Genomic DNA, 12,563 nt, shown 5'->3' on the forward strand with positions numbered 1-12,563 from the left:
AGAGAGGAAGAGTGAAGCTTTTGTTGCAGGGTTGCTGATTTATTTTTTTTGAGCAACATAGGAGGAAAGCAAAACGCATCATGCTTATCAACAATAATAAACATGATGCGCCTTAAATGAAGAATGATTTACTTAAAATTCAGGAATTTCAAGAATACGCCATTTGTCCATCCAAAACCATCTTGATTAGGATATTCTCCTCCACCAGCTTCGGTATTTGGTGTTTCTACGTTGTATTTTTCGGTCATTTTACCCGTTTTTAAATACACTTTTTCATTACTTTGAATCCAGCGAGTTTTGATTTTATCGGCTAAAATATCAAATCCGTAAGATTTTAATCCTTGATAAGTAATGTATTGCAAAGGTGCCCAGCCATTTGGGGCATCCCATTGTTGACCAGAATTTGTAGTCGTTGTAATTAAACCGCCATCTTTCAAAAATCTATCTTTGATGATTCTGGAAACATTGGTTGCTTGAAATTTATTAGCAATTTCAAAAAACAGAGGAAAAGCCGCCGCTAAAGTATAAGCTTCCGTATGTTTTTGAGCTACAAAATCATAATCAAAGTAAAACCCAGCTTCTACGCTGTAACAATATTTCTTGATGGTTTTTTCTCTGAGCTTTGAAGCATTATAGAGTTTGTTGGCAGAAAAATTATCATCTAACAATAAAAAAGCTTTGAATAAAGTCTTTTCAAGATTTAAGAGTAAACAGTTTAAATCTATAGGAATAATATCAGTTGTGTGAATGGTACTCATATTTTGTCCATCCTTAAACCAACGACTACTAAAATCCCAACCAGATTCTGCTGCTGCTCTGATGTGCCGATAAATTTCTGAGGTTTTTTCTGTAGCTTGTTCAGCTAATTCAACGTCTTCTTTATATGCTTCTGGTCGTGGAGTATTATTTTCATCCCAATATCGATTCAAAAAACCTCCATTGGGCATTTTTACCACTCTATTAATGGCAATATTTTCCTTTTCTTTAGTCAACGGATTTTTACCTTTCATCCAAAAGTCATATTCCTTTTCTAAAGCAGGCAAATATTTAAGCAATACTTCATCGCCTTTTTCTTGTCTGAGTAATTCAACCATTAAAGAAAAAAATGGTGGCTGCGAACGCCCTAAGAAATAAGTACGATTGCCGTTAGGAATGTAGCCAAATTTATCAATCAAAAAAGCAAAATTATCAATAATGCCTTCAATTAAATCAATTTGTCCACTTGCTTGCAAGCCAAGCATTGTGAAGTAGCTGTCCCAATAATAAATTTCTTGAAATCTCCCACCCGGAACTACATAGCGTGAAGGCAATTGAATTAATGAACCTTCTTGTTCTTGTTGGTTGGGTTCACGAGTAAGAATTGACCACAATGCTGATAAATGTTCAGCGATTGGTTTTGAAGTATCACTTTTATAATCGTTTGATGGAATTGAATTGGCAGTATAGTTATTATCAATAAATTGCTTTAAGTTAAAAGTGGGATTGTTTTTTTCTTGTAAATATTTTTCCAAAATTAACTCAGACGCATACTTTGGAATGTAATCATTAAAAGTTTTGGAGTCAGGAAAAATATCGCTCATCTGCACGGCGACGAACAATTCATCGAAGGGATGATCTGGTTGGGTATAATTGTTATTGGACATCTTGATTTGACACTACAAAGTATAGCATAATCGCTCAAATTATTTTGTCCCTTGTAGCCTTTTGTTTTAAGTGATTGTTTATAAAATATAATTAATGCTCAATCTATAAAAAATATCAATTAATGCCCTCCTGTACTCTTTAATTCAACTTTTTCGCTGTTTGATAATTTGTTGAAAACAATCAAACATACAATTAAAATAGTCAGTGGAATCAATGAAAAGTAGAAAGCACTTTCGCCACCATAAGCTTCAAAAATATGTCCAGTAATTAATGAACCTGTTGTGCCACCCAATGCTGAAAAAATCACAATTAAACCCGACATTACTCCATGCTGACGATTGGGAAGTGAACTTAAAATAACGGAATTAATTGCTGGATAAATTGGCGCAATAACCAAACCAATCATCGGAAAAATAAAAGCAACAATTGGAGCATTCCCCCAACCTGTAATCGCTTCATCACCTAAATTTTTAGCAAGTGGTAAAGCTACAATGACTAAAATTCCCGCCAAAACGACACAAGTAAGTAATACAAAAAGCCATTTGATTTTTCGAAGTGCAATTCCAGCCAAAAATCTACCAATTGCTGTTGAAGCGGCTAAAATACTTGCCATTTGGATGCTCAAACTGGCTGGTAAATGTAATACTTTACTATTGAAAGTCGGTAGCCAGCTCATGATACTTTGTTCAATTAATACATAAATAAAAGCACTCGCCACAAAAACTAAAACCACTGGAACAATTACCAAACGAAGCATTTCATTAAAACCGCCCAATGTGTTTTCAGTACTTTCTTTTTTAATGCTTGATTCATCCAAAGGGGAAGTCAACAATAATACAAATGCAAAAACAGCCAAACCAGCTAATAAATAATAAACATTTACCCAAGCAGGCGACTGTGGATTTAAGTCGTCAATAAAAGCACTAAATACAAAGCTACCAGTAAGCACACCAATCATAAAGAACGATTCTATGAAATTCATTAAGCTGATATGCTCGTTTTTATCTTTGGTGATTAAACCAATTGTGGCATAAACCGAAACTTTTATCAATGCAAACGAAGTACCAATGGAAGCGAATAGCAATTTTGTCATCCAAAATTGATTTAAAAAAGGCATCATCAAACAAGTAATTGAAACAATTCCTAGTGCAATCAACATAGAATTTTTATAGCCAATTCTTACAATAAAGGAAGCAACTAGAAAAGAAACACCAGCAATGCTCAAATCTTTAAATGCCTCTAAAACAGAAGCCGAAGATTCTGAGATTCCATAAGTATTTTGTACTTGTAAAATCACCGCTCCAACGCTATTCAATAGAATGGCAAAAAGGAAATAATTGATAAATATCGATACTTTAATTTTCCAGTTGTTCATGGTTTGGGATGCTAATAATATTAAAAAAAGAAGCGGACGTCAGTCCGCTTCTTTGGCGTTATTGGCTTGATGATAAAGTAGCTATATAAATGGTTAATGTTTTCACAAAATTCAGACAATATTGGTTAAAAAACTACTCTTTGATTATTAGAAAATGTTACTGTATTAATAATTAATATTATTAAGAAGTAAATTTTTCAGTAAATTAGCCATAAAAATGGAAATATTCATAATTTGTATAAAAAATATTAAATGAAAGCAGAATTTGAAATAATCCAGCCTGACGAAGGGAGTTCTTTCAGGATTTTGCATCATAAAGTATCGGCGGGTACTTTCAGATGGAGCTATCATTATCATCCAGAATATGAAATTGTGTTGGTATTTCAGGGTTCAGGAAGAAGACATGTGGGTAATCATTTAAGCTATTATACCAATGGCGATTTGGTGATGATTGGCTCAGACGTTCCGCATTCTGGTTTTGGTTATGGAGCCATTGGAACACACGAGGAAGTGGTAATTCAATTCAAAGAAAATTTTCTGGGTGATGGCTTTATTCAAGTACAAGAAATGTCTGCTATCAAATTACTTTTTGAACGTTCCAAACAAGGAATTTCATTTTATGGTGAAACCCGTGAAGAACTCAATCTTCGTTTTAGAAAATTACTTGAACTGTCTCATTTTGAAAGATTAATTGAGTTACTCGGTATTCTTCAATTTCTAGCAAAATCTACAGAGTATGTTTTGCTCAATGCTTCTGATATACGTTATAATTTTAGTTTAAAAGACCAAGAACGCTTGAACAAAATCTACAAATTTGTAGAAGATAATTTTGGTCAAGAGATTGATATACAAGAAGTTGCTGATTTGTCGAGCCTTACAATTCCTGCTTTTTGTAATTACTTTAAAAAAAATGCCAACCAAACATTTACTGAATTTGTGAATGAATATCGAATAAATCAAGCCTGTAAAATGCTTTTGAAAGGCGAGGAGATTACGGATGTTTGTTTTCATTGTGGGTTCAATAATGTGTCTTATTTTGGGCGTGTTTTCAGAGAATTTAAAGGGAAAAGTCCCTCTCAGTTTCGGAGAGCTTTTATCGAAGAACTCAATCAAAGTGTTTCCGCATAAGAGTACAGTACGCTTTAAAGAGTATTTTACATGTAATTTTGGGCTTTATAGAAAAGATTGAATTGTAGATCCAAAACGATGAAAGTAGCGCTGTTTATTCCTTGTTATATCGACCAATTTTATCCGAACGTAGCCATTGCTACTTTGGAGCTATTAGAGAAATTTGGTTGTGAAGTACATTATCCACTAAATCAAACTTGTTGTGGACAGCCCATGGCAAATTCTGGTTTTGAACATCTCAGTAAAGGATGTGACAAAAATTTTCTTGAAAACTTTAAAGGTTACGAATACATCGTTTCGCCATCAGGAAGTTGTACACTTCATGTGAAAGACCATGTGTTGGGCAAAGATGGAGGCAATGCTAAAATTTATGAACTCACAGAGTTTCTAGTTGATGTATTAAAAGTAGAAAACCTTCAAGCACATTTTCCACACAAAGTTGGTTTACACCAAAGTTGCCACGGACAACGTGGATTGAAACTTGCTCAGATGTCAGAGTTGGTTGCCCAACCTTATTCAAAACCCGAAAAATTATTAAAAATGGTTGCAGGTTTATCAATCATTGAATTAGACAGAAAAGATGAATGCTGTGGTTTTGGAGGTACTTTCTGTGTAGCTGAGGAAGCCGTTTCTGCCAAAATGGGGAAAGATAGAGTAGCCGACCATCTTCGTCATGAAGCTGAATTCATTACTGGTGCAGACGTTTCTTGTTTGATGCACATGGAAGGAATCTTGAAAAGAAAAGGCTCAAACGTGAAAGTAAAACATATCGCAGAAATTTTGAATAGTAAAATTTAGTCAATTGTGATTAAGTAAATTGTGAGTTAGTGAATTGTGAATTAATGATTGCTTGTATTAATAATCACTAAATCACTCATTCACAATTAAAAAAATAGCTGATGAATACTCCAATCAAAGACCACGCTACGGCATCGGTCGAATTCAATAAAGACGAAGATTACGTAAACTGGCACGACGAAACGCTTTGGTTTGTACGCTCAAAGCGTGATAAAGCTGTTTTTCAGATTCCTGAATGGGAACAATTGCGTGAAGCGGGTTCGCAAATCAAGAATCATGGTTTGTCGAATATGCACGATTTATTAGTGCAATTTGAAGAAAAAGCTACGCAAAACGGTATTAAAGTACACTGGGCTTCTGATGGAAAAGAACATAACGAAATTGTACTTTCTATCTTGAAAAAACAAGGTGTTACTCGCATGGTGAAATCAAAATCCATGCTGACGGAAGAATGCCATTTGAATGATTTTTTGAAAGAAGAAGGTATAGAAGTAATTGACTCAGATTTGGGCGAACGTATCGTTCAGATGAGAAACGAACCGCCTTCGCATATTGTTTTACCAGCTATTCACCTAAAAAAAGCGGATGTAGGCGAAACATTCCATATCCATTTAGGTACAGAAAAAGGTGCAACTGACCCGCAATATTTAACCGAAGCGGCTCGCCAACATTTAAGAGATACGTTCTTGACAAGAAAAGTAGCTTTGACGGGCGTAAACTTCGCCATCGCCGAAACAGGTGGTTTTGTGGTTTGTACCAATGAAGGAAATGCCGATATGGGAACGCATTTGGCGGATGTTCATATCGCTTCGATGGGTTTTGAAAAGATTATTCCTAAAGCTGAACATTTAAGTGTATTCTTGAGATTATTAGCAAGAAGTGCCACTGGACAACCGATTACTACTTTTTCAAGTCATTTCCATAAACCACGTGAAGGACAAGAAATGCACATTATCTTGGTAGATAATGGCAGAACAACACAATTAGGTCGTCCAGATTTTAGAAATTCTTTGAAATGTATTCGTTGTGCCGCTTGTATGAATACTTGTCCTGTCTATCGTCGTTCGGGTGGATTTAGTTATCACTCCGCTGTAGCTGGACCAATTGGTTCTATTTTGGCACCAAATCTGGATATGGAAAAGAATGCAGATTTACCTTTTGCTTCAACGCTTTGTGGCTCATGTTCAAATGTTTGTCCAGTGAAAATTGATATTCATGACCAATTGTATAAATGGCGACAAGTATTGGTACAGGGTGGTCATGTTTCTAAAGTAAAAGCTGCAGGAATTAATTCAATGGCAATGGTTTTGAATTCTCCAAAATTCTTTAGAACAGCAGGAAAATTAGGTAGATTCTTTATGAAAAATGCTCCTTTCTTGGTGAATAATGGAATGAATCCTTGGTACAATCAAAGAGAAATGCCTGAGCCTCCAAAAGAAAGTTTCAGAGATTGGTATATTCGTGAAAAGGGTTTGTAATTTAGACTTTAAGACTTTAGGATTTTATGACTGAAGGATTTGGAGACTTTAGGATACAGGAATCAAGATACAAAATAAAAGAATCAAATGTTTCGTTGGAGTTTTTAGAGAAGATACAGAACATGGGAAATATATCCTCTAATCTTAAAGTCCTCAAGTCCCAAACAATTCCTCCAGTCTTAAAGTCCTCAAGTCTCCCCAAATCCTAAAGTCTAAAAAAATGAAACAAAGTATCTCTCAAATGACTTTAGTCGTGCGTGATTATGACGAAGCTATTGAGTTTTATACGCAAAAACTACAATTTGAACTCGTGGAAGATACGCCACTGACCGAAAGTAAAAGATGGGTTTTGGTACGACCACAAAATTCAAATGGTTTTTGTTTATTACTGGCAAAAGCTGTGAATGAAGAACAAAAGAAAAGTGTCGGAAATCAATCGGGTGGGAGAGTATTCTTGTTTTTGAAAACAGACGATTTCTGGAGAGATTTCCACCAAATGAAAAGCGTAGGAATTGAATTCGTCAGAGAACCTTCGGAAGAAGTTTATGGTACAGTAGCAGTATTTAAAGATTTATACGGAAATCTTTGGGATTTGATTGAAAATAGATTTTAAGGATTAGAGACTTTATGACTTTAAGATTTGAGGACTTTAGGAATTACCAGTGCCGTGATCTGTGTCTTCACAGACCACCAGCCGGCGAGATATCTTCAATTCCTACATCTTGTGTCTAAAAGTCCTCCAGTCCTAAAGTCCCCAATCCCAAAGTCTCAAAAAAATAAAAAAATGTCAAGCAGAGAAAAAATATTATCCCTTATCAAACAAAATCAACCTGAATACAGAGAGCTAACTGTTCAGTATAAATTTGATACGGTTTATGAAAATAACTTCGAGAAATTTGCAGAAATTCTCAGTTTTGTAGGAGGGAAGGCTATTGCTGTAAATTCTTACGAAGAAATAAAAGCAGATATTCAAGCACATTATAAGGACGTTACTAAAATTGCATCAACTGTTGAAGCATTAGCAGATTTAGCTGATTTTAGTTTGAACGTAAGTGACCCACATGAGCTGGAAACCCTGAACTTAGCCATCATTGAAGGTGAATTTGGCGTGGCAGAAAACGGAGCAATTTGGGTTTCTGAAAAGCAATTACCACATAGAGTATTGCCAATGATTACTCAGTATTTAGTCATCATTATTAAAAATTCAGAAATCGTAACTAATATGCACCGAGCTTATGAAAGAGTAAAAGTTGACGAAACTGGTTTCGGTACTTTTATTTCTGGGCCATCAAAAACAGCAGATATTGAGCAAAGTTTAGTAATTGGCGCACACGGCGCACGTGGATTAACTGTTTATGTAATTCAATAGTTTTCATTAAAAAAGGCAAGTGAAACTTACATCACTTGCCTTTTTAATTGGCATCAAACGATTATGGAAAATTACTTCATCATCGCCAGATTATAAATCTCATACCAATCTTCGTGGTTCAGTTTAATTTCTGTAGCACTTACAGCGTTACGGATTCTTTCTTCAGATAGTGAACCAATAATTGGCAAAGTACCTAATTGCAAAAGCCAAGCTACAGCAGTTTGTTCAACATTAGCATCATATTTTTGTCCGATTTCAGTCAATTTTGCTCTTATGATAGCAGATTTTGCATCTGTACCATCCAAAATTTTACCGCCAGCCAAAGGAGCCCAAGCCAAGGGTTTGCTAAAACGTTGCTTGATAAAATCTAATCTACCATCTTCAATCGCAGAAGTATTGATAAGATTGAGTTCAATATGGTTCGTTACGATGGGTTTACGCAAATACGATTCTAACAACTGATGTTGAAATACTGTTAAATTACTAACACCTACATGTTTAATTTTCCCACTGTTTACCAATTCTCTTAATACTTGTGCTGTTTCTTCAGGATTACTTATCATGTCGATTTGATTCAACAAGAAAATATCTAAATAATCTGTTTTAAGCCTTTTCAAGGAATTATTAACACTTTCTAACAAGTACTTTTCAGTATTATCATAATACACATAACCTTTGTCAGATTTCCGAACGCCACATTTGCTAAAAAGTACAATTTCTTCTCTTTTGATGGCTTTTTGCTGAATGAGTTTCCCAAAATATTCTTCGATGGTATAATTGCCATAAATATCTGCATGGTCAAAAGTATTGATACCTAATTCCAAACATAAATTAACAATCCTCTCCATATTAGCAACAGTCTCAGAACCGTTGTCTGCCCATCTCCAAAATCCATAGATTGCCTCAGAAACCTTTGGACCAGAATCACTCAAATAGACTTTATTCATAAAAGTTAATTGGTTTTAATATAATCGAATATAAGATTGCTCAAAGATTGGAAAATTATATAAGACTGAAAACAAAAAGGCAGATAAATTGTGTTTCAGGTTAATTTTTGATGTTGACTAGCCTTCAGAAACCGCCAAGTTGATTAAGTTCTTTAATGAAAACTCAATACAAAATGGTCAAGAACAACTGCCGGGTCAATCATAAAAACCTTGAAAGTATGCTTTCCTGCATTGAGTTTATTCATTTTAAGAATTCTCTTTGCTGTATTTGAAAGTACATTTTGCTTCCATTCTTCACTTCTGTCATAAGTCTGAAAATTAAGAATTTGTACTTTTTGTTCGTCTATTTGGATACCAATTCTTTGTCCAAGCCCCATTTGAACAGGATGCAATGGCAAAGCCACAATACTTAAATCTGCAAGAGCATTTTCAGTTACATTAAACTGATACGTTAAAGTAGGAAGTTCGTCAGTTTTAGTACTATCAAGAGATTTCCCTAAACGAAATGGTTCGCTTACAACAGATGAACCAGAGAAACTTGGTTCTGCAATTTTTTTCCAAAAAGTATTTACACCTTGTTTTACCGAAACATAATCTCCCGCAGCGATTTTAATATTTTTTGGACTTTCCGCAACATTCTTTTGTTCAACTTTTAGTAATTTTTCAGGATGGTTAAACACGGGTAAACCTCTAGGAGCGGCATTCATCATGTATTTCCATTTTCCGCCTGATAATTGATTATTATAGTAGCTCGTTAAATCTTGAATACTTTGATAGTTTTGAATAGCAGCTTGAAAATTCACATCATTATTATCTCTTTCTGCAATTGGCTTTTCATAAAATTTATCCAAGTAAAGAAACTTCTGATTCATTTTACTGGAAGCCAAAATAGGATATTCCACCAATTGAAAATAAGCATCAGCAAGTGTTTTATCAGTTGGACGATTTTTCAAAACCTCCTTTTCAAGTTGTTGATAATGCTGCAAACGTTCATTTACTTCAGTAGGAGTAAAAGTAGTGGGATGTGTAGCACGAGTAGGTTCTGTTTGGCTCCAACCCATAAATTCAGGTTTACGAATAAAAGCTAACTGATAATATTGCCAGAGTAAATCTGCCGATTGAGGACTTTTTAAAAGAGCATTTGTCCACTTACTTAAATGTGTTTTAACACTTTTTCCTTCTTGAAAAGGCTTCATATCATAAGCCATGTCCAGAAACAATTGCATAGAATACTCGTTAGGTTTAATATCACCGATGTTCAAAACCCAAATATTTTTCGCATCCATTTCATAAGCTTTACTCATTTCAAAATGAATTAGCGCTGGATGTGTTGTTCCCAACCAAAGATAATCGTGTGGTCGTCCCCAATAAGAAGCATGATAATAAACCCCAGCACCACCTTTACGTTTTCTTTCAGTTTCATTACTTAAACCTTTGATATAACCATAATTATCGTCAGACCAAACTAACGTAATATCATCAGGTATTTTCATGCCATTTTCATACAAATTCAAAACTTCTTTGTAGAGCGTCATGGCTTGAGGAATCTCATTTAAAGGCTTTTTAACATACTTTTTCAATAAATCTCTTTGAATTTGAATGATTTCCTCCGTCGTTTCTACAGCTTTATCAATCGTTTTTGCACCTTCCATTCCGCTATCGTGCTTGCCACGCATTCCAATCGAATAGTAGTTTTCATAATCCTTTATTTCATTGATTCTAGTTTCCCAGTAATTGATGATTTTATCCTTGTTCGTGAAAAAATTATAATCTCCCATCGTCTTATCATCCCATTCGTCCACATTATTTCTCATCATAGGTTCTGCATGAGACGTTCCCACGATGATTCCATACTTTTGAGCAACAATTTTATTTTCAGGAAAATGATAGAAAGCCTTTGTTGATGGGTGCATGGCTGGCCAAATAAGGTTGGCTTTCAAGCGAAGCAATAATTCAAAAATTTTTGCATAAGTGGCAGGTCCAATATCTTTTGTTTGTGGTTCAAAAGTTTTAGCAGCCCAAGGTTGTAAGCCCCAATCTTCATCATTCAAGAAAATACCACGATACTTTACAGAAGGTTCAACGCTGACAGTATCCGAAACGGATATTTTTTTACTTGTAGATTTTACGATAGGAACATCCGCCCAAAAATACCAAGGATTTACTCCTATTTTTTTTGAGAGTTCCAATACTCCATAAGCCAATCCACGAGCATCACTTCCAGTGATAATCAACGTTTGCTTTTGACTTTTTAGCTGATTGATATAACTAAATACTTCCCATTTACCTGTGATTTTTTTATCATTTGCTGAAATTACTTTTTTCAAATCAGCAGCAATAGGTTCGCCAGCGATGCGTAAAATAACATTTAGAGAAGCTTTTGATACATTTTTTTGATTAAAATTCACTTTTGAATCAAATACTTGTTCAATATCTTTTTTAAATAATTGAGCAGTCGTAGTCACCAAAGGAATTTGAGTATTATAAACAATATTTACCTCACGAGAGAAATCTAACGTAGTATTATTTTTTTGTGAGAAAGCGGTAAAAATGGAAAAAAGAGCAAAGAAAATAGACGGAATCAATTTCATATTTCAAACATTTGAAGGTTTTGTGTTAATCTATAAAGCTAAGGTCTTGAATATTCTACTGAATGAATCTATATAGTCTTTTTGCCTCATTTTGGATACAACTTCAAGGGATTTGGCTACATTTTTAAATGAGCGTTTGTAGAACTTTGTCATGTTAAAAATAAACACTCATCTTAAAAATTAAATCATGAACAGTTTAAATAAAATTGCATTAGGAAACCAAGGATTAGTAGTACCCCAAATTGGCTTAGGCTGTATGGGAATGACCCAAATAGCAGGAGCAGATATTTATGGAAAAGCCGATGAGGCTGAATCAATTGCTACTATTCATCGTTCATTAGAATTAGGAGGAAACTTCCTAGATACGGCCGATTTATATGGCCCATTGCAAAACGAAAGGCTGATTGCAAAAGCTATTAAAGGTAATAGAGATAAATACATTATTGCCACAAAATTTGGCTATGAAATTGATGATAATGAGCAACTTACTTGGCAAATTAATGGAAAACCTGAATACATAAAAAAAGCTATTGAACGTTCTCTGAAAAATCTTGGTACAGATTATATAGACTTGTATTATCTTCATAGACTAGATGCTAATACACCTATCGAAGATACCGTTGGTGCAATGGCTGATTTGGTAAAGGAAGGAAAGATAGGTTATATCGGACTTTCGGAAGTATCTTCAGAAACCATCAAGAAAGCACATCTTGTACATCCATTAACAGCGATACAATCAGAGTATTCTTTATTTGAAAGAACTGTTGAGGAGACAGGCATTTTAAAGACACTAGAGGAATTAAATATTGGCTTTGTAGCCTATTCTCCTTTAGGAAGAGGATTTCTTTCTGGCGATATTAAAAGTCAAGATGATTTTCCAGCTGATGATTTTAGAAGAACTATCCCTCGTTTTCAAAATGAGTACTTCTATAAAAATCTAGAATTGGTTAGTGAAATCAAGAAACTTGCTGATGAAAAAGGTATCACACCATCACAATTAGCGATTACTTGGGTCTTGTCTAAAGGATATTTACCAATTCCCGGAACGAAACGAGTGAAATATGTAGAGCAAAACATTGACACTGTCAATATTCATTTAAGCACAGATGAATTAAACAGACTAGAGAGTATCGTTCCATTAGGAACATCTACAGGCGACCGTTATGATGCTTGGGGGATGTCGATGGTTGGATAATAATTATAGAATTCAAGGGAAGCCTAATCTTTGAAAGG

The 12,563-nt window shown here is 34.6% G+C and carries 10 protein-coding genes; 6 read left to right on the plus strand and 4 right to left on the minus strand.

Translation table 11 applies throughout. From position 1 onward, the window contains the following. Positions 1-128: 128 nt before the first annotated feature. The gene (treF, locus tag ABID42_RS15810; protein ID WP_367284485.1) at positions 129-1,643 is read right to left on the minus strand and encodes an alpha,alpha-trehalase TreF; all 1,515 of its coding nucleotides are present in this window, start codon (positions 1,641-1,643) and stop codon (positions 129-131) included. Between the two features lie 119 nt (positions 1,644-1,762). Continuing rightward, positions 1,763-3,019 (minus strand): MFS transporter, encoded by a 1,257-nt coding sequence (locus ABID42_RS15815; RefSeq protein WP_367284486.1) that lies wholly within the window; start codon positions 3,017-3,019, stop codon positions 1,763-1,765. A 252-nt stretch (positions 3,020-3,271) separates the two neighbouring features. Here ABID42_RS15815 and ABID42_RS15820 point away from each other — a divergent pair, with 252 nt between their 5' ends. From ABID42_RS15820 to ABID42_RS15840, 5 genes are all read left to right on the plus strand, one after another. Further along, the gene (locus ABID42_RS15820) at positions 3,272-4,147 is read left to right on the plus strand and encodes an AraC family transcriptional regulator (RefSeq protein WP_323256181.1); all 876 of its coding nucleotides are present in this window, start codon (positions 3,272-3,274) and stop codon (positions 4,145-4,147) included. Positions 4,148-4,225: 78 nt separating this feature from the next. After that, positions 4,226-4,945, plus strand: a complete 720-nt coding sequence (locus ABID42_RS15825; RefSeq protein ID WP_367284487.1) for a (Fe-S)-binding protein — start codon at positions 4,226-4,228, stop codon at positions 4,943-4,945. Positions 4,946-5,046: 101 nt separating this feature from the next. Continuing rightward, complete coding sequence (locus ABID42_RS15830) at positions 5,047-6,423, plus strand: lactate utilization protein B (protein ID WP_323256177.1); 1,377 nt, start codon at positions 5,047-5,049, stop codon at positions 6,421-6,423. Positions 6,424-6,643: 220 nt separating this feature from the next. Next, entirely contained in the window at positions 6,644-7,036 is a 393-nt protein-coding gene (locus tag ABID42_RS15835; RefSeq protein WP_367284488.1) for a VOC family protein, read from the plus strand. A gap of 171 nt (positions 7,037-7,207) precedes the next feature. After that, entirely contained in the window at positions 7,208-7,792 is a 585-nt protein-coding gene (locus tag ABID42_RS15840) for a LutC/YkgG family protein (RefSeq protein WP_367284489.1), read from the plus strand. Between the two features lie 71 nt (positions 7,793-7,863). Here the strand turns inward: ABID42_RS15840 and ABID42_RS15845 are convergent, their stop codons facing one another. Both ABID42_RS15845 and ABID42_RS15850 read right to left on the minus strand, forming a co-directional pair. Beyond that, positions 7,864-8,739: an aldo/keto reductase gene (locus ABID42_RS15845; protein WP_367284490.1), complete on the minus strand. Its 876-nt coding sequence runs from the start codon at positions 8,737-8,739 to the stop codon at positions 7,864-7,866. Between the two features lie 152 nt (positions 8,740-8,891). Next, a complete protein-coding gene (locus ABID42_RS15850; RefSeq protein WP_367284491.1) occupies positions 8,892-11,330 on the minus strand; it encodes a glycosyl hydrolase 115 family protein in 2,439 nt (812 codons plus the stop codon). 187 nt (positions 11,331-11,517) lie between these two features. Here ABID42_RS15850 and ABID42_RS15855 point away from each other — a divergent pair, with 187 nt between their 5' ends. Next, positions 11,518-12,525, plus strand: coding sequence for an aldo/keto reductase (locus ABID42_RS15855; protein ID WP_367284492.1), 1,008 nt, complete (start codon positions 11,518-11,520; stop codon positions 12,523-12,525). Positions 12,526-12,563 lie beyond the last annotated feature (38 nt).

It is taken from the genome of Arcicella rosea (assembly GCF_040543805.1).
Classification (GTDB): domain Bacteria; phylum Bacteroidota; class Bacteroidia; order Cytophagales; family Spirosomataceae; genus Arcicella; species Arcicella rosea.